Genomic DNA, 17,116 nt, shown 5'->3' with positions numbered 1-17,116 from the left:
CGCCGGTTGAGCAGCGAGCGCCAGCGAGCGTGTCGAAACCAAGGAGCCCGCGCACCCCTCACTCGTGGAGGATGCGCTGGAACAGCAGGTGGTCCTGCCAGCGGCCAGCGAGCTTGAGGTACGCCGGCGCCATGCCGTACTCCTCGAACCCGCAGCGGCGCAGCACGGTCTGCGAGCCGACGTTGTGGACCAGCGTGCCGGCCTCGATCCGGTGGAGGCCGAGGTCGTCGCGCGCCACCTCGACCACGCGCTCGAGCGCCCGGGTCGCGAGTCCGCGACCCTGGTGGCCGGCGTCGATCCAGTAGCCGAGGTTGGCGCTCTGGAAAGGACCGCGGGCGACGTTGGAGAGGGTCATCCGGCCGACGAGGTGGCCGTCGAGCGTGATCACGAAGGGGTGCTCCTGGCCGAGCGCGTGGCGCTCGACCTGCCCCGCGACGACACCCGCCTGGTGCTCGAGCGTGAAGAACGACTCGTCTCGAAGCGGCTCCCACGGAGCCAGGTGCTCACGGTTGGCCACGACCAGCGCGTGCAGGGCCGCGACGTCGTCGGCCTGCACCAGCCGCACCTCGAAGGACGGTTCGGGCACGTGGCGACGTTACCGCCAGCCACCTCCGCGACCTCTCCGCCACCTCGCCGGTTGAGCAGCGAGCGAAGCGAGCGTGTCGAAACCAAGGAGCCCCGGACCCACAACGGGATCCGGGGCTCCTGGAGCAGTACGTCAGGCCTGCTGACCCAGCGCGAACTGGATGTTGCCGTCCTCGTCCACGCCCCCGTCCAGCACCATGCCGTCGAGGACCTCGGCAGCGTTGGCGTCGACCCAGACGGTCGCACCGTCCTGCTCGATCACCTCGTCGCCGGCGGCCGCGTGGTCGGCGGGACTGACGGACAGCGACTGCCCGTCGGGCTCGGTCGCGATGCGGACGCCGGACATCTCCGGCACTTCCTCCGCGAGCTTGTTGACGATCTCGGTCACGTTCTCGGTGAGAGCAAGCATGGCTCTCCTCCCGTATGGCGAATGTGTCCCCTCCACCATTGCGAAGATCGCCCGCGCACTCAAACCGAGGGCCTCGACGGCGCAGACAATTGACCTCTTTGGGAACTGGGAGCGCCCGACGCCCGGGACTAACGTCGGCCCCACCCAATGCCGCGTACCGCGGCGCTCGTGACGCCCCGCCCAGCACCTGCTCCTCGACGCCCCCTGTCGCCCGGACCGACACCGTCCGAGCCCGAGGAGGGTCATCAATGAGCATCGACGTGGAGACGCTGCGCTCCCAGACCAGGGGAACGGTCACCGGACCGTCCGACCCCGACTACGACGCCGCTCGGGCAGTGCGCAACGGCATGATCGACAAGCGGCCGGCTGTCGTCGTACAGGCGGCCAACGCCGGCGACGTCATGGGCGCCGTACGCTTCGCGGCCGACAACGGCCTGACGGTCGCCGTCCGCGGAGGCGCCCACAGCGTCCCCGGCTTCGGTACGGCGGACGGGGCCGTGGTCGTCGACCTGTCGGCGATGCGCGGCGTGCGCGTCGACCCGACGACCCGCACGGCCCGGGTCGGCGGCGGCGCGACCTGGGGCGACCTGAACGCGGCGACGTACCCCTTTGGGCTTGCCGTGACGGGCGGCATCATCTCGACCACGGGCGTCGGCGGACTCACCCTCGGTGGCGGCATCGGCTACCTCTCGCGCGGCCTCGGGTTGTCGCTGGACAACCTGCTCGCGGCCGACGTGGTCACGGCCGACGGCACCTTCCACCTCGCGAGCGAGAAGGACGACGCGGACCTGTTCTGGGCGATCCGCGGCGGCGGCGGGAACTTCGGGGTGGTGACCTCCTTCGAGTTCCGGTTGAGTCCGGTGAAGGACATCTACGGAGGGCCGATGTTCTTCGAGCTCGATCGGGCCGGCGACCTCTTCCGCTTCTACCGAGAGTTCATCGCGGACGCGCCGGAGCAGTTCGGCGGCTTCCCGGCCTACCAGATCGCGCCGCCCCTGCCGTTCATCCCGGAGGAGCGGCACGGCACGACGCTCGCGCTGTTCGTGGCGTGCTGGGCGGGCGACCTGGACAAGGGCGAGCAGGTGCTCAAGCCCCTCCGTGACCTGGCGCCGACGGTGGCCGAGATGGTCGGCCCGATGCCCTACCCGGCGCTCAACATGGCCTTCGACGACCTCCTGCCGGCGGGCCTGAGGCACTACTGGAAGGCCAGCTTCGCCACGGAGCTGACCGACGAGGCGATCGACGCACACGTCGAGCACGGGGCGAAGGTGCCGGCGATGACGTCGACGATGCACATCTACCCGATCAACGGCGCCTGCCAACGGGTCGAGTCGGACGCGACGGCCTTCGCCTACCGCGACGCCAGCTTCGCGACCGTCATCGCGGGCATGTGGCCGGACGCAGCGGACGACGAGCAGAACACCGCGTGGGTGCGCGACTACTACGCCGCGATCGCGCCCCACTCCGACGAGGGCGGCTACATCAACTTCATGGCCGACGACGACCAGGAGCGGATCCGCGTGAACTACAAGGGGAACTACGAGCGGCTCCAGCAGGCCAAGACGAAGTACGACCCCGGCAACCTGTTCCGGCACAACCAGAACATCGCTCCGGCCTGAGGCCGGCCTCGCTCACTCGGCGGGGCGCTCCTGCGGCTCGAGGTGCGTCTCGTCGATGGAGGCGAGCTGCTCGGTGAGGAGTCGTCGCATCTGGTCGCGCTGCTCGGTCGCCATCTGCCGGAGCGACGCGACCTCGGCCTCGAGGGCGGCCTTCTCGTCGGCGAGCCCCGACAGGGCCGTCGTACGTTCGCTCTCGAGGCCGGCAGCATGCTCCGACCTGGCGTTGGCCAGCTCCGCCGCGACCCGGTCCGACTCGGTGCGGCTGGCCTGCGCGGCCTCGTCGGCCGACGCCCGCGCCTCGTTCACCAGCGACTCGGCCTCCGCCCGCGCGTCGGCGACGAGCTGGTCGGCCGTCATCGCAGCGAGCTCGAGCGTGCGTGCCGCGGACGCGTCTGCCTGGGCAGCGGGAGTCGGTACGGCGCGGGGGCTCTCGGCCGATGCGTCCGGCGCGAAGCCCGGCGCGGACGTGGCGTCCTCGTGCGGGAAGTACTCGGAGCTCGACATGTGTCCTCCACGGGTGCGTGCGTGCCTGTGCACCAGTGTGGGGGCTCAGGGTCCTGCTGTCGCTACTGGTCCACCTTTTTGGCGGCTGTGGTCAGGTGCCGTCCTCGGTCAGGGTCGTCACCGGCAGCCAGTCTGCACCCAGCAGCTCGGCGAGGTCGGTGAGGCCGGAGGTGTCGCTGCCCACGGTGTCGGAGGCCGCGGCGATCCGCTCGACCATCACCTTGCCGACCTGCTCCTCGACGGTGCCCTCGGCATAGGCGATGTGCCACGGCGAGACCTGGTGGTCGCGGTGCGTGCGGCCGGTGACCTGACGCCCGGCGATGCCGGAGAAGCGGGCCTGGTGGAAGACACCGACCCGCGGCTCGGTGCTCGCGGTGCGTCCGTCGGCGAGGGTCTCGCCGGCGTGCAGGCTGATCGAGGCGACGGTGGTGAAGACGCAGACCTTCGCCTGCCCGGTCTGGAACTTGAGCCGCTCGGCCTCCGGGTCGAACCGATCGCGGCCGTAGATCGTGGCGACCTCGATGCCGGAGTCGCGCAGCCGGTCGGCGATCGGGTCCGCGGCCGTGGCGACGAACTCGACCGAGCACGCCACCTGTCGCTCCGCCTCGACCTGCTGGGCGATCCAGGCGACCGTCGAGTCGACGCGAATGAGCCCGGCCTTCTGCCGGAAGCGCAGGAGCGCGGCCCGCCCCTTCGCGACGTTGCGACCGCGCCGGGCGATGTCCATCTCCCGGCAGAACTCGCCCCACTCCGCTTCGTACGCCGTCCGCTCCGCCGGCGACAGCGCCACCGGCATCCCGGAGATCGGCACCGCTCCCCACGGGGCCGCGCGGTGCAGCATCGCCGGCGGCCGCTCCTCGTCGAGCCAGCCGCGCACGAGCTTGAGGTCCGCAGCTCGCCGGGCGGGATCGGTGGTCCACGCCGCGCCGTACCGTCCCCGCTCCACCCCGACGCCGTGGCGCTCGAGCGCGTCGGCGTACAGCTCGCCGGGCTTCGTGGCGCTCGTCCACTCCTTTATCGACTCGCCGAGGACCTGCGCATAGGCCGGCGCGAGGTACGGCAGCTCGAGCGGCGTGTGCCCCGGCGTCGCGGTGGTCGCGATGACGAACGGCGCCGTGTCGTGCGGCTTCCCGTGCCCGGAGATCCGCGCCCACAGCTTCCACCGCTTCGTCGTCGTACGACGCAGGGCGTGGGCTTCGTCGGCGATGATCACGTCCCAGGCGTGGTCCTTGACCTTCTCCAGCCGGTCCCACGTGATGACGACCCACTCCAGGCCGCCGTCGCCCAGCGCCGTGATCGTGCGGCACCAGTGGCCGATCGTGATCGCGGCCGGTCCGCGACGACCAGCACTCTTTGCGCGCCTCGAATGTCACCGACCGCGTTCGCGCCCAGGACCGCGGAGATCGTCTTGCCCACCCCGGGCTCGTCAGCGAGCAGGAACAGCCGCCCACCCGCCTCCGCGCGTGCCGCGATCGCATCTGCTGCTTCGAACTGGATCCGTCTGGGCTCGAGCGCATCCGTAGGCTCGGGGTTCGGCGCCGGATCGCCGGGGTTGAGGGAGTTCTCGATGAACCGCCCGAGCGTGTGGGGCCCTGGTGCGTACGGCTTCAGGTGCTCGGGAAGTCTTCTGCCGACGTATAGATGGGTCTTCACTGCCGGGTGCCAACTCGCGCCGTCGACCTGGGTCCCGTACGGCACATCCAGCACCCACACCGGCTCGCCGCGCCCGGCTGTCGGCAACGGTCGCGGCTGCGTGGTGCGCCTCCGGCGCGGGGGCACGCTCCGTCGACGACTGCTGGATCGTCGGGAGCTGGCCACCTCCGGACGCTATCCGGGCCGCCGCTTCGAACGGAGTCGCCTCGCCCGCGCGCTGGCGGACCCTTTTCGGTGGCCCGAAGGCGGCGGATTCGGGCCGGTCAGGGCGCGCATCCGTCTTCACATGCTTGCGTTGGGCGCCTAGGTTCACCAGATGACCGAGCCGATCACACCGAAACAGCTCTCCGCCGAATTGGGCGTCAGCGATAGAGCAATTCGACAGTGGCTCCGCGATCAGGGCTGGCAGAACATGCCATACGCCCGCTGGGCGCTGACCGCGGAACAGGCGGATCAGGTCCGAGCCCGTTTCCGCGGCTGAACCATCCGCATCGCGTTCTGTCTGCTCGCCGAAGGCCGGACACCACGCCTGATCAGCGGCGGGCGGAGCGTTCAGTCGGATTCGGGCTGTGCCACCGGGTAGTCGACTCCGAAGTGGTCAGCGATCGCCGACGTGGTCTCGCAACCCCAACCAACTCTGCGAGAGATCGGCTCACTTTCAAAGCCTCCATCGCACGTGCCACCGCCAGATCCGCAATCTCGATGGAGAGCCAGAACGCGGCGGGCGAGAGGATCGTCGATCGAATTCAATCGACGCATAGCGTCGACCCATCGCGCCACAGGAGTCGGCCGATCGTCGACCTCGAGGACGACGTCCATGTGAAGCCGCTCGCTGGTTTCCTCGTCGTATTCGTACCGCGTCATGTGGGGACGCTACTTCCCCCGGAGACGGACTCGCTCACGAATCGACGCGATGGTCTGACCGACGAAGCACCCGCATCACGACCTGTCACACGCCTAAGGGCGGCGGTAAGACGCACGTCGACGATACGGGTTGATGGCGCTTGGCCAGTCGACATCAAGCGTCACTCGTACTCAAGCTCGCCTTCGTCCCAAGGGTTGAAGTGGTCGTAGTACATTTCCGTGCGAAGCCAGCGCGTCGTGTCGGTGTCGCCGGCGACATCCATCGCCTGGAGGATCTGTGGCGTCGGTGCTCGGTCTGGGAGTGACCGGTTGAGTTGCTCCCATTCCTGGTCACCAATTCCCGGGCGCATGCTGTGAGCCAGGTACGCGAGCAGTTGCGCGTCGCGTTCTAACCGCATGGCCTCCACCTCGGCAAAGATCGCGTCGCGGTCATCGTCGACTCCCCGGTCCCGCAGCCGACGCACCGCCACACGCTCGAGCTCGAACGGCTTTGGGTCGCTGACGCAGCCAGAGCCGTGGGACCAATTGCCGCGCCCGAGCGGCTTCGGCATCTGGCTGGCGAACACGGGCGTGTCGCACCATCTGCACTTCTTGCCTTCGGCGAACCGAGGCGCCGACGGTCGCCCCGCCAAGAGTGATGGGTTTCCCTTGAGATCCTGACCCCGCTTCACATCCGACAGGATGCGGGATGACTGCGCGGATCGTGTGGCGTTCGCGGAATTCGTCGGCGTCCGCTAGCCCGGCGGCGAAGTGACGCGGAGCTACGACATCAGTGTCAGGGCGCGGGCCTACGCTGCCGGCATGTGGGAAAGCCCGACAGCCCTGTGGGGACGACTGAAGCTGGGCCGCGAGGAGTATCTCCAGCGGCTCCTCACCACGCTGATCCTCGACGGCGAGGCGCCACCGTGGAACACGCCGCGGTCACCAGGCGCTGCGGGGCGACGGTTCCTCGAACTCTTGGATGAAGCAGCTCACGGTTCTCACGCCACTGATGGATCGTCGAGTTCTCCAGAGGTGTTCATCGATGAGTACCTGCTACCCAAGCTCGAGGACGAAGCGGCGAACGGCTGGCCGGACTGGGCCGTCTTATCTGATGACCGCGTGTGGGTCATCGAACTGAAGACGGAAGCCGGCAGCCACCGCGCCGATCAACTGCCGTACTACTTGAGGCTCGCCGCCGCGGCACACCCCGGCTGCAACCTGGATCTGACCTATATCACCGGTCCTCTGACCAAGCCCGCCCCAGCCCTGCTCCAGGGCCAGCGATACAGCCACCTCACCTGGCAAAACGTCCTCCCCCTCGTCGATAGCGCTTGGGGCGACGACCAACGCTCAGAGGTGGAGGCGTACGTGAAGATGGTCGCCTCGGTCGTGAGCAACCTGAGCCTGCTCGAGCCCACGGAGCAGCGCCAGGTGGTGTTGGGCTTGCCACGCCCCGACCTTCCCACTGCCACGGAGCGCGGGGTGGTCTCCGAACGGGAGACAGACGTCTCAAAGGGGGGTCCACCTGTGTTGCTGGATCTCGCTCGCGCAACTGCCGCCGACGGTCGCCAACGAGGCGTCGGCGCTCAGAATCCGGAAGCGCTCGAAGCGCTCCGCGACCGCGCACTTGCGGAGATCGACAGCATGCCGCCGGACGACGCGACTCGGTTCGTCCTTCCCTGGTTGTGGCAAGGCGGTCACACCGACGGCCGGGCACTCACGCTCGAGGGTGAGGAGTTCGGACTCGAGCTTCGCTTTTCCCGGTACAAGAAGATCCAAGTGAAGGTCTAGTGCTCGCTGCCGTCACGCGGCGGATTGACGCACGAACGGATCGCAAGCGGTACGTCTGCCTCCCTGTGGCGAGATGGGACACGCGCAAGCGCTTACATCCTCACAGAGAAACGTGCAACGCGCTCGTGTCACTTGATCGCCAGCGTGACGTCGCACCCCGTGACTACGATCCGGGGCATGACGGGGAGCAACGAGATTGAAGTCGCCAGCACGAAGTTCACGCAGATTCTCGACGCGTCAGCTCGGCTGCCAGGTGTCCGAATCGACCGGTCCGCCTACCTCCGCACTGCCTTGAAGCGGCACTGTTCTGAGGAACAGATCGCTCAAGCGATTGCCCAAACGCCAGCCGCGGCGGGGATCCCGCGCAGCGTGATCGAGAAGGTAGCCAGGACCTCGATCCGTTTCGAAACAGCCAAGGTCACCGGAATCTCAGCGGCAGCCGGCATCCCCGGTGGCATGGCGATGGCAGGCACGGTGCCCGCCGACGTGGCGCAGTACTTCGGGCACGTCATTCGCATCACGCAGAAGCTGGCCTACATCCACAGCTGGCCCGACTTGTTCGCCGACGACGAGGAGCTCGACGAGGCGACGGCAGGGTTACTCACACTCTTCATCGGCGTCATGTTCGGCGTTCAGACAGCCCAGACCGGGATTACAAAGGTCTCAGCCATGATGGCTGGCCAGGTCGTCAAGAAGCTTCCGCAGAAGGCGCTCACACAGGGAACCGTCTATCCCATAGTCAAGAAGGTGGCTGGTCTACTCGGCGCTCGAATGACGAAGCAGATCTTCGCGAACGGAGTCGCCAAGTTCGTGCCTGTGATCGGGGGCATCGCATCGGGCGGCTTGACCTTCGCTACGTTCCGGCCAATGGCGAAGCGGTTGGACAAGCATCTCAGCGGTCTTGACCTCGTCAAGCCGGAACCTCTTCCGGCGGGAGCGAGCTAAGCCGGCCCGCACTACTACGAACCGCACGAACTGAGATCGGGTCTGAATGGATACCACTTGGTGCTGAGCGCAGGCGCGCGGCGCGCCATACACGGCAGATGCGTGCCGTGGCACGTTGCCGTGCCGGACGCGGCGCAATGTCGCGCGCCGGACGGTACGCGGCGAAGTGACTCAAGGCCATTCGCAACCGGACGGGCATGACTACCCGAGGAGCGATGACCCCTAGTTCCATGCGGCCGGGAGGATGTGATGACACAACGGTAGGGTTCCACCCGTCTCGTAGCCGTTGAGCGGGAAGCTGAATGAGTCCAAGAGCAGTTGCTCGATGTACTTGGCGAGGCGGTTAGGTCCCTGCCAAATCGAGACCTGGGTACTGAGGATGTCGTTGATCTGCTTCTTGCCCTGATGAACCTTGAGGCGGGCCTCAATGTTCTTGCCGGCCTTGCCAACGTAGAACGCCCGCAGGTGGTCAGCATTGTGTTCTGAGCAGTAGTCAGCCTGCTGCCATAGGACGTATACACCAGGCACATTTCTGAGGCCGATCCACGTCACATCGTTGTTGGCTATCCCGTCCGCCCCCTCCGAGTACCACCCCGGGTGCGTCTCGACTAGGCCGCGCAGGGTGATGTTGATGCGGGTCTCCCGCTCAATCGCGGAGTCGAAGACGGCGTCCCCCGGCCACTCGTAACAAGTGCAGCCGCATTCCTCGAAGCAAGCCATAAAGCCCACGTTATGACCCCAGGCCTCAAACGGCAGAGACGAAGAACTCAGCGAACCTTGGAGACGCCGACTGGCCAGACGTCGGGCTAAAGAACGACTCGACTGGCATCCCGGTCTCTTGGCCTCCCTATAGTGCTGTGCGGATGAAGAGAGGCAACTCACCTCGCGGCACGCTGTTAGGCGGCGGAAAGACGCAGTCCGGAGCCACATCCGACACGCCATGCGTGCTCCTACGCACCTCCTTGCTTCAGAGGGTCGTAGTCCTGGTCAATTTCGAGCTCACCATTGGCCCCCCTGAACCATCGAGTCCCGGCAGAATCAGTGAAGTCCATTGAACAACGAAGAGCCGGCACATCGGCTCGTTCCCGCACGGCGGCGATCGGGTCGGTCCTCTGAAATGGCGCTATCCGCTCCGAGATGGGGTCTGTGGATGGGGGGAGCGTTGCGAGTTTCACCGTCCCAATCAACTTCCGACCCACTCCATCTGCCGCATCAAGCAAGACGCGAACCTCGACGTCATGAACCGGAACGGGCGACGCGTTACGCAAGATGCACGTCATCGTCTTCGCGTGGACGCGCGCTCCGGCCAAGCTCTTGATGTAGTCAACTTCGATCCATGCAGCGACGAGTACGGCCTGCTCTCGAATGATCGCGTTCTGCCGATCCCTCTCGCGATCCTGCTCAATTTCGAGTGCCCGGGCGGCAAAACGTGCCGCTAGCACTGCGGCGAGGAAGGCTGCGACCGTTGCCAGACCTGCAACCCATTCGGCGATGGATCCCCACCTAGCATCCATTGCGACACCGACGCAGATCGCGGGACCGAGAATCAGCACTGAGCCCAACACGCCTTCGAGAAGGTACGTTCGACCTTCAGGCGAGTCCGTCTGTCTGCCGCCGCTGGCGTCAGTGCTTGGTGCTTCTTCGGCAGTCACGAAGGGCACTGTTGCACGGCGTAGCGATGCCTGACTCGTGATCCATGCTGTCGTGAACCCAAGACGCGGTCTCGGCATCACGCAGCTCGTCGAACTTCCAAGCGGAATGCCGGTCGCCGCCCGAACGTTTGAGCGCCACTGGCCGACCCCGCGTCCTTCGCATACGCATGAATGTGGAGTCCAGATCCCCTCCACGTTGTAGCGTCCCACAAGACGAAAAGGGGGGACCAGCTGTGGACGTTGCGGCGCTGGGCAATCTCTTGAGCGGCCTAGTGGGAGCCGTGATTGGCGCGCTCGTGGGCGCCAAGGCAGCGACCGTTGTGGCGACTAGGCAGATTGAGGCGAGCAAGGGGCTGCAGCGCCGAGACGAGTTGCACGCTCTCATCGCGCAGTTTTGGGGCGGCTGCGACGCACTCTGGGTCGCCCAGCAAGACCTAGGTCTCACCAACTTGGAGCTCATGGTCAGCCGGCAGACCGGCAACGGCAACGGGCGACAGGACCTTTTCGACAGGCGCGGGCGAGCTTTTGAGGGCATCGAGGCGGCGCTCAAAGAGTGCCGCCGCGCATTGGCACTCATCCGCCTGCTGCACCCGGCTCTCGCGCCATCAGCAGAGGCGCTAATGAACGCTTCGCGGACCTACCATCCCCGCCCTAGCGATGAAGACATCCAAGCCAAGTTCCAGGCACCTCGGGCCGCCGCCCTGAACGCCTTCGAAGAAGCCGCACAGGCACAGCTCGTGTCCCCGGCAATGACGGCTGCGAGTTGATGTCGGTTCTCGTCGAGTGGCGCCGGACTGTCGGTGGTTCCGCTTATGCTCGCCGGGAAGTTTGCCTGTTGCCAAACTGATTCTTTCATTGAGGAGCAGCAATAATGCGTTTGACCAGTATAACGGTCCGGCGATTCAGAAACTTCGTCGAAGACCAAGAGATACATATCGAGGATGACGTCACCTGCCTTGTCGGGAAGAATGAGTCCGGGAAGACCACCGTCCTTAAGGCACCGCACCGACTAAACCCCGCGAACGGAACCAGCCTGAAGTTCAACATGACTCAGGAGTATCCGCGGTGGCGACTTGCCCGCGACCGCCGCGCGAACTCTGGGCTGTCTGAGACACGGCCTATCCAAGCAACATTTGCACTGGATGCAGCTGACATTGACGCCCTCGCGGGGACATTTGGTGTGCGTATTCCCGAGAATGTCAGTGTGCATGCGTCTCGAGACTACGACAACGACGCTGAGATCTGGTTCTCCTATGACGATGCCGACGTGATTGTTCAGGCTGCGGCGGACGTAGAAATCACGGGCGACGACCTGGATGCCCTCACTGCCTGCGAGGACCTTGTCGATGCAAGGTCGGTCGCGAAGGAGCAGGCAAAATCGCTCAAGGACGCCGATGAGCCCTTGCGCGCAAAGGCGATGACGGCTTTCGGCACAGCTCTTAACAAGTACGGCTTTCTCGAAGGCGGGTGGGAGCAGGAACAAGTCGACACCGTGTGGGATCGGCTCCCAAAGTTCTTCTACTTCTCTTCCTACAACGTGCTTCCCGGAGAAACAGACCTCAACGACCTCGCATCAAAGATCGCGGCTGGCAAACCACTCACCGACCGAGAGCGCTCGGTAGTCGCGTTGCTCGCGCACGCGGGCGAGAGGCCGCAGGACTTCATGGACTCCGACTACGACAGTCGGAAGGCGGAACTTCAAGCGGCGAGCGTCGACCTCAGCCAGCACGTATTCGAGTACTGGCGTCAGAACAATGACCTCGACGTCATCTTCGACACTGACAGCATCATGGTGGAGGAACCTGATGGCGTGGAGCGCCCGCACCGCATCCTCAAGATCGAACTGCGCGACGGCCGCCACGGAAACGTCGAGACGAACTTTTCAACGCGTTCCACTGGGTTCCAGTGGTTCTTCTCGTTCTTCGCCGCCTTCAGTGAGTACCAGCACTCGAAGAGTCCAATCATCGTCTTGCTCGATGAGCCAGGTACCAGTCTTCACGGCGATGCCCAGCGCGACTTCGTGCGTTTCATCTTCGAGGAGCTCGGCTCGTCAAAGCAGACCATCTACACGACTCACTCGCAACACATGGTCGACCCGACCAAGTACGAGAAGCTACGTGGGGTTCACGATCGAGCAACTCGATCTGATCCCGACCAAGGAGTCGTCGTGACGCCGATCAGTTTGAGCGCGGATCCCTCCACGATGCTCCCGGTGGAGTCGGCACTCGGCTATTCGGTTAGCCAGCATCTCTTCATTGGCTCTGGGCAGCACCTGCTCGTCGAGGGCAGCAGTGACTTCGTCTACCTGCAGCGGCTAACGGAGTACCTCCTCGTCAAGCCTGAAGGAGACAACCATGGCCTCGACCCACGCCTGGCGATCCTGCCGGTTGGCGGCATCGACAACATGCCAGCCTTCGTGGCGCTGCTTGGACGACGTCTCGCCGTGACGGCGCTCGTTGATGGCGATCGGACCAACGCGAAGTTGCAAAGAATCCAGAAGGCCGCGCGGCACAACGGGGTCGGCGAAGATGCAATCGTCGTGTGCTCCGACCTCGACAAGTTGCCGTCGAACGCAGACATCGAGGATCTGTTCGACGTTGCCGACTACCTGAAGCTGTTTAACTGGGCCTTCAACGAAGACGTCAAGGCCTCGGACCTGCCCAATACCGATGAGCCCATCATCAAGAAGATCACGGGTGTCCGCGGAGCGTTTGATCACGCAGTGCCGGCCCACGCGTTGACTGATCACCGCGAAGAGTTCTTCGAATCGATCAAGCCGAAGACGGTGAAGCAGTTCGCGGCGCTGTTCTCACAGCTCAACGGCACCGTGAACATCTGACAAGGCCGCTCAAGAAGCCTGGGTTGCGTGATCGCCTCGCGGCCTACTTCCCGCAACTAGACCGACCGGAGGGGACGAGCTCGATCAACCGCCGGATTCTTCGGAGCTGTCGCCCCATAAGAGAGCAGTCGGCGCCCACGGTCGGACGAGAACGCGACACGTGCCGACGCAGCATTCTGGGCGGGGTGCCCTAGGTCGAAGACCTACTTGGACCTACGTCGTTAGCGCCCATTGAGTGACTGCCCGTGCTGGGCTCCAGCCGGTGAACGTCCCCACAGGCGCGGCCGTCTCGACACTGATGCGGGTGAGCTCGCCGCCGTGGTCGGCGGACGCCTTGGCTAGCAACGTCTCGGTCTCCAACGTGACGCCGTGGACGACAAGGCGGCCGCCGGGCTTGAGGGCGGCGAGGCAGGTGTCGAGGACGCCTTCCCGGGTCACCCCTCCGCCGATGAAGATGGCGTCCGGAGCTTCGAGGCCATCCAAGGCTGAGGGGGCGCGGCCTTCGACGACCTGGAGGTCGGGGACGCCGAGGGCCTCAGCGTTGCGCGCGATGCGAGCGGCTCGCTCGGGGTCGGACTCGATGGCGATGGTGCGGCAGGTGGGGTGCGACCGCATCCATTCAATGCCGACCGAGCCGGCGCCGGCGCCGACGTCCCAGAGGAGTTGGCCGGGGGTGGGCATGAGGCGGGCGAGGGCGGAGGCGCGGAGGTCGCGCTTGGTGAGCTGGCCGTCGTTCTCGAAGGCCGGGTCGGGGAGGCCAGGCGCCCAGGAAGCGAGGCCGTTTCCAGAAACCTCGATGCAAATGACGTTGAGAGCCGGCGACGAAGCCGACCATGATGAGGCATCACCAGACACCGAGGACTCCGACGACGAGCCCAGGTCGCCGAGCACGGTCATGGAGGACGCACCCCAGCCCGACGAGGTCAGCAGCGCAGCGACCGAGGCAGGGGTCGAGGCGTCCGACGACAGCACCAGCAACCGCCGCCCCGGCGCACACTCGCGGAGCACGGACGACACGGACCGACCGACCACCGTCACCACCGCACAGGACGAGGACGACCACCCCATCCGAGCCCGAGCCAGGGACACCGACGAGACCGCCGGCACCACCCGCACCGGGGCGCCGTACTCGAGCAAGGTTGTCGCGATCCCGGAGACCAACGGGTCGCCGGAGGCCAACGCGACGACGGGTCGACCGGCGTACTCGGCAAGCAGCAAAGGCAGCTCAGAGGCCAAGGGCGACGGCCACGGGACCCGCGTCTGGCCCGGCACGGAAGGCACCAGAGACAGGTGCCGCGAGCCGCCCCAGAGCACATACGCCTCGCGCACCAGGGCCTGCGACGACGGCGAAAGAGAGGCCCACCCGTCGGCCCCGATCCCGACGACCACGATCTCCGTGGGCACACCAGTGGACGACATGGCCGCAGACGCTATCGTGACGCGCACAAGGCGAGAGGTGCCCCGAAGTCTGGGGAGAATCTGGGAAGCCGGTGAGATTCCGGCACAGGGCCCGCTGCGGTGACCGAGGCACGACCTCGGAAGTCCGAAGACCGGCCTCCCGCCAGTCAGTTCCAACCTGGCAACGAGAGCGGGAGCCCCCATGCCACTGCAGTACCCCCTATGCGCCGTCGTCGGATCTGATGACATGACGCTCGCCCTGATCCTCACCACGATCTCCCCCGAGGTCGGCGGCGTCCTCGTGCGCGGCGAGAAGGGCACGGCCAAGTCCACGACCGTCCGCGCCCTCGCGTCCGTGCTACCGCCGATCGAGGTGGTCGCCGGCGACCGGTTCTCCAGCGCCCCCGGCGACACCTCGCCCGATGGCACCTGGCCGCGTGACGCGGAGACCGAGACCCGACCCGTACGCCTCGTCGAGCTGCCCGTCGGCGCCACCGAGGACCGCGTGCTCGGCTCGCTGCACCTCTCCAAGGTGCTGGCCGACGGCGTCGCCGAGTACGAGCCCGGCCTCCTCGCCCGCGCGCACCGCGGCATCCTCTACGTCGACGAGGTCAACCTCCTCCACGACCACCTCGTCGACCTGCTGCTCGACGCCGCCGCGATGGGCCGCTCGACCGTCGAGCGCGACGGCGTCTCGGTCGCCCACGCCGCCCGCTTCGTGCTCGTCGGCACCATGAACCCCGAGGAGGGCGAGCTCCGCCCCCAGCTCCTCGACCGCTTCGGCCTCACCGTCGAGATCGCCGCACCGCGCGACCCTCAACTGCGCGCCGAGGTCGTACGCCGTCGCCTCGCCTTCGACGCAGACCCGCACGCGTTCGTGGAGTCGTACGCCGACGCCGAGCGCGCGCTGACCGACCGGATCGCCTCCGCCCGCAAGCTGCTGCCCGAGGTCGAGCTCACCGACGCGGTGCTGACCAAGGTCGCCGAGGTCTGCGCCGCCTTCGAGGTCGACGGCATGCGCGCCGACATCGTCACCACACGTACGGCGATCGCGCACGCCGCCTGGCACGGTCGTACCTTCATCACGAGGGCCGACATCCGCCAGGCTGCGCTGCTCGCGCTTCCGCACCGGCGGAGGCGGAACCCGTTCGATGCGCCTGGGCTGGATGAGGAGTTGCTGGACCAGATCCTCGGCGATGAGGAGCCGGAGCCTGAGCCGCCTGCGCCTCCGGAGCCGGAGGGTGACGGGTCGGATGATCCTGGTTTCGACACGGGCCCGGAGGGCCCTGCTCAACCGACGGATCACGCTGAGCGCCCTGCTCAACCGACGGATCACGCTGAGCGCCCTGCTCAACCGACGGATCACGAGGAGCGCCCTGCTCAACCGACGGATCGCGAGGAGGGTCTCGATACGCCTCCTCGTTCCTCGTCGGCTACTCGACCAACTGAGATTGTGGGCGCGGCGGATCCGTACAAGGTGCGGCGGTTCGAGGTCACCGGGACCGGCGCGGGTGAGTCGGGGAAGCGGTCGCGGGCCCTGACGACCAACGGTGGACGCGTCGGGTCCGACCCGACGGGCAAGGGCGGGCTCCACCTGGTCGAGACGATCCGGGCAGCGGCACCACACCAGCAGAGCCGCGGTAGGACCGACGGCCGGATCAGGTTCGAGGACACCGACCTCCGCACCGCACGACGCGAGGGCCGGGAGGCCAACCTCGTGCTCTTCTGCGTGGACGCGAGCGGGAGCATGGCCGCGCGCAAGCGGATGGAGCAGGTGAAGACCGCGATCCTCAGCCTGCTGCTCGACGCCTACCAACGCCGCGACAAGGTCGGGCTGGTCACCTTCCGCGCCGACACCGCGGAGGTCGCGCTCCCGCCGACCCACTCGGTCGACATCGCGGCCAAGCGCCTCGCCGACCTGCCGGCAGGAGGGCGTACCCCCCTCGCCGAGGGCCTGCTGACCGCGGCGGAGGTGCTGCGGGTCGAGAAGGTGCGCGACCCACGACGGCGACCGCTGCTCATCGTGATCACGGACGGCCGCGCCACCCACGGCAACGACCCCGTCGTCCGCAGCCGGAAGGCGGCGCAGTGGATCGCCGAGCAGGGCATCAGCTCGGTCGTGGTCGACTGCGAGAACGGCCCGATCCGGCTCGGCCTCGCCGCCCAGCTTGCCCAGCAGCTGCAGGCGACCCACCTGCCGATCGCCGAGGTCAGCGCACAAGCCCTGACCGGCGTGGCGAGGGTGGCGTGAGCACAGACCTGTACGACGTCATCGCCCGCCGGCGCGACGTACGTGCCGAGTTCAGTGGCGAGCCCGTCGACCTCGGGCAGCTGCGGCGTGTCCTCCAGGCTGCCCACGAGGCGCCGAGCGTCGGGCACAGCCAGCCGTGGGACTTCGTGCTCGTCTTCGACGAGGACACCCGCGAGCAGTTCGCCGACCACGTCGAGACCGAGCGCCGGGCCTTCGCCGAGCAGCTCGAGGGCGAGCGCCGGACGACCTTCGAGAAGATCAAGGTCGAGGGCATCCGCGAGTCCGGCCTCGGCGTCGTGGTGACCTACAGCCCCGAGCGCGGCGGGCAGCACGTGCTCGGCCGCCACGCGATCGCCGACACCGGCCTCTACTCCACCTGCCTGGCCATCCAGAACCTCTGGCTCGCTGCCACCGCCGAGGGCCTCGGCGTCGGGTGGGTGTCGTTCTACCGGGAGGAGTTCCTCGCCGACCTCGTCGGGCTGCCCGATGGCGTACGCCCGGTCGCGTGGCTCTGCCTCGGACCGGTGCGGCACCTGCAGGCGGTGCCCGACCTCGTACGACACGGCTGGCGCAAGGGGCGCTCGCTCGACGAGGCCATCCACCTCGAGAGCTGGAGGGGCTGAC

At 66.8% G+C, this 17,116-nt stretch carries 17 protein-coding genes and 1 riboswitch; of the genes, 8 read left to right on the top strand and 9 right to left on the bottom strand.

Annotation, left to right across the window (positions count from 1 at the left end; translation table 11 throughout):
* Positions 1–58: 58 nt before the first annotated feature.
* Together J2X46_RS04455 and J2X46_RS04450 are read right to left on the bottom strand one after the other, a co-directional pair.
* Positions 59–586, bottom strand: coding sequence for a GNAT family protein (locus J2X46_RS04455; protein ID WP_310247412.1), 528 nt, complete (start codon positions 584–586; stop codon positions 59–61).
* A gap of 132 nt (positions 587–718) precedes the next feature.
* Positions 719–994: a Fe-S cluster assembly protein HesB gene (locus J2X46_RS04450; protein WP_310247410.1), complete on the bottom strand. Its 276-nt coding sequence runs from the start codon at positions 992–994 to the stop codon at positions 719–721.
* Positions 995–1,242: 248 nt separating this feature from the next.
* On the opposite strand from J2X46_RS04450, the gene J2X46_RS04445 reads away from it, so the two are divergent.
* Positions 1,243–2,613, top strand: coding sequence for an FAD-binding oxidoreductase (locus tag J2X46_RS04445; RefSeq protein WP_310247407.1), 1,371 nt, complete (start codon positions 1,243–1,245; stop codon positions 2,611–2,613).
* 12 nt (positions 2,614–2,625) lie between these two features.
* Here J2X46_RS04445 and J2X46_RS04440 read toward each other — a convergent pair whose 3' ends face one another.
* Both J2X46_RS04440 and J2X46_RS04435 read right to left on the bottom strand, forming a co-directional pair.
* Positions 2,626–3,117, bottom strand: a complete 492-nt coding sequence (locus J2X46_RS04440) for a hypothetical protein (protein ID WP_310247406.1) — start codon at positions 3,115–3,117, stop codon at positions 2,626–2,628.
* Between the two features lie 91 nt (positions 3,118–3,208).
* Positions 3,209–4,330, bottom strand: a complete 1,122-nt coding sequence (locus J2X46_RS04435) for a hypothetical protein (protein ID WP_310247404.1) — start codon at positions 4,328–4,330, stop codon at positions 3,209–3,211.
* 756 nt (positions 4,331–5,086) lie between these two features.
* Here J2X46_RS04435 and J2X46_RS04430 point away from each other — a divergent pair.
* Positions 5,087–5,251, top strand: coding sequence for a hypothetical protein (locus J2X46_RS04430; protein WP_310247403.1), 165 nt, complete (start codon positions 5,087–5,089; stop codon positions 5,249–5,251).
* A 71-nt stretch (positions 5,252–5,322) separates the two neighbouring features.
* Here the strand turns inward: J2X46_RS04430 and J2X46_RS04425 are convergent, their stop codons facing one another.
* Together J2X46_RS04425 and J2X46_RS04420 are read right to left on the bottom strand one after the other, a co-directional pair.
* Positions 5,323–5,634 (bottom strand): hypothetical protein, encoded by a 312-nt coding sequence (locus tag J2X46_RS04425; RefSeq protein WP_310247401.1) that lies wholly within the window; start codon positions 5,632–5,634, stop codon positions 5,323–5,325.
* Positions 5,635–5,795: 161 nt separating this feature from the next.
* The gene (locus J2X46_RS04420) at positions 5,796–6,200 is read right to left on the bottom strand and encodes a hypothetical protein (RefSeq protein ID WP_310247400.1); all 405 of its coding nucleotides are present in this window, start codon (positions 6,198–6,200) and stop codon (positions 5,796–5,798) included.
* A 235-nt stretch (positions 6,201–6,435) separates the two neighbouring features.
* Between J2X46_RS04420 and J2X46_RS04415 the strand changes: the two genes are divergently transcribed.
* Complete coding sequence (locus tag J2X46_RS04415; protein WP_310247397.1) at positions 6,436–7,407, top strand: hypothetical protein; 972 nt, start codon at positions 6,436–6,438, stop codon at positions 7,405–7,407.
* A gap of 177 nt (positions 7,408–7,584) precedes the next feature.
* Complete coding sequence (locus J2X46_RS04410) at positions 7,585–8,352, top strand: hypothetical protein (protein ID WP_310247395.1); 768 nt, start codon at positions 7,585–7,587, stop codon at positions 8,350–8,352.
* 222 nt (positions 8,353–8,574) lie between these two features.
* On the opposite strand, the gene J2X46_RS04405 is transcribed toward J2X46_RS04410, so the two are convergent.
* Positions 8,575–9,072: a hypothetical protein gene (locus J2X46_RS04405; RefSeq protein ID WP_310247392.1), complete on the bottom strand. Its 498-nt coding sequence runs from the start codon at positions 9,070–9,072 to the stop codon at positions 8,575–8,577.
* 230 nt (positions 9,073–9,302) lie between these two features.
* Complete coding sequence (locus J2X46_RS04400; protein WP_310247388.1) at positions 9,303–10,004, bottom strand: hypothetical protein; 702 nt, start codon at positions 10,002–10,004, stop codon at positions 9,303–9,305.
* Between the two features lie 233 nt (positions 10,005–10,237).
* On the opposite strand from J2X46_RS04400, the gene J2X46_RS04395 reads away from it, so the two are divergent.
* Both J2X46_RS04395 and J2X46_RS04390 read left to right on the top strand, forming a co-directional pair.
* The gene (locus tag J2X46_RS04395) at positions 10,238–10,771 is read left to right on the top strand and encodes a hypothetical protein (RefSeq protein WP_310247386.1); all 534 of its coding nucleotides are present in this window, start codon (positions 10,238–10,240) and stop codon (positions 10,769–10,771) included.
* A gap of 104 nt (positions 10,772–10,875) precedes the next feature.
* Entirely contained in the window at positions 10,876–12,843 is a 1,968-nt protein-coding gene (locus J2X46_RS04390) for an AAA family ATPase (RefSeq protein WP_310247383.1), read from the top strand.
* A gap of 213 nt (positions 12,844–13,056) precedes the next feature.
* Here J2X46_RS04390 and cbiE read toward each other — a convergent pair whose 3' ends face one another.
* Entirely contained in the window at positions 13,057–14,262 is a 1,206-nt protein-coding gene (gene cbiE, locus J2X46_RS04385) for a precorrin-6y C5,15-methyltransferase (decarboxylating) subunit CbiE (protein WP_310247380.1), read from the bottom strand.
* Positions 14,263–14,280: 18 nt separating this feature from the next.
* A riboswitch (cobalamin riboswitch) is annotated at positions 14,281–14,417 on the top strand.
* A 71-nt stretch (positions 14,418–14,488) separates the two neighbouring features.
* On the opposite strand from cbiE, the gene J2X46_RS04380 reads away from it, so the two are divergent.
* Both J2X46_RS04380 and bluB read left to right on the top strand, forming a co-directional pair.
* A complete protein-coding gene (locus tag J2X46_RS04380; protein WP_310247377.1) occupies positions 14,489–16,492 on the top strand; it encodes a VWA domain-containing protein in 2,004 nt (667 codons plus the stop codon).
* Complete coding sequence (bluB, locus tag J2X46_RS04375) at positions 16,489–17,115, top strand: 5,6-dimethylbenzimidazole synthase (protein WP_310247374.1); 627 nt, start codon at positions 16,489–16,491, stop codon at positions 17,113–17,115. The genes J2X46_RS04380 and bluB overlap by 4 nt, the downstream gene beginning before the upstream one ends.
* Position 17,116 lies beyond the last annotated feature (1 nt).

The sequence above is a fragment of the Nocardioides sp. BE266 genome, from assembly GCF_031457855.1.
Classification (GTDB): Bacteria; Actinomycetota; Actinomycetes; order Propionibacteriales; family Nocardioidaceae; genus Nocardioides.
Note: the sequence above shows the minus strand (reverse complement) of the source record. Positions and strands in the feature narration are given on the sequence as shown.

What these genes read in the sequence shown, in the direction of transcription:
- J2X46_RS04450 (WP_310247410.1), bottom strand. Translation starts at nt 994, where the DNA reads ATGCTTGCTCTCACCGAGAACGTGACCGAGATCGTCAACAAGCTCGCG.
- J2X46_RS04445 (WP_310247407.1), top strand. Translation starts at nt 1,243, where the DNA reads ATGAGCATCGACGTGGAGACGCTGCGCTCCCAGACCAGGGGAACGGTC.
- J2X46_RS04440 (WP_310247406.1), bottom strand. Translation starts at nt 3,117, where the DNA reads ATGTCGAGCTCCGAGTACTTCCCGCACGAGGACGCCACGTCCGCGCCG.
- J2X46_RS04430 (WP_310247403.1), top strand. Translation starts at nt 5,087, where the DNA reads ATGACCGAGCCGATCACACCGAAACAGCTCTCCGCCGAATTGGGCGTC.
- J2X46_RS04425 (WP_310247401.1), bottom strand. Translation starts at nt 5,634, where the DNA reads ATGACGCGGTACGAATACGACGAGGAAACCAGCGAGCGGCTTCACATG.
- J2X46_RS04415 (WP_310247397.1), top strand. Translation starts at nt 6,436, where the DNA reads ATGTGGGAAAGCCCGACAGCCCTGTGGGGACGACTGAAGCTGGGCCGC.
- J2X46_RS04410 (WP_310247395.1), top strand. Translation starts at nt 7,585, where the DNA reads ATGACGGGGAGCAACGAGATTGAAGTCGCCAGCACGAAGTTCACGCAG.
- J2X46_RS04405 (WP_310247392.1), bottom strand. Translation starts at nt 9,072, where the DNA reads ATGGCTTGCTTCGAGGAATGCGGCTGCACTTGTTACGAGTGGCCGGGG.
- J2X46_RS04390 (WP_310247383.1), top strand. Translation starts at nt 10,876, where the DNA reads ATGCGTTTGACCAGTATAACGGTCCGGCGATTCAGAAACTTCGTCGAA.
- cbiE (WP_310247380.1), bottom strand. Translation starts at nt 14,262, where the DNA reads ATGTCGTCCACTGGTGTGCCCACGGAGATCGTGGTCGTCGGGATCGGG.
- J2X46_RS04380 (WP_310247377.1), top strand. Translation starts at nt 14,489, where the DNA reads ATGACGCTCGCCCTGATCCTCACCACGATCTCCCCCGAGGTCGGCGGC.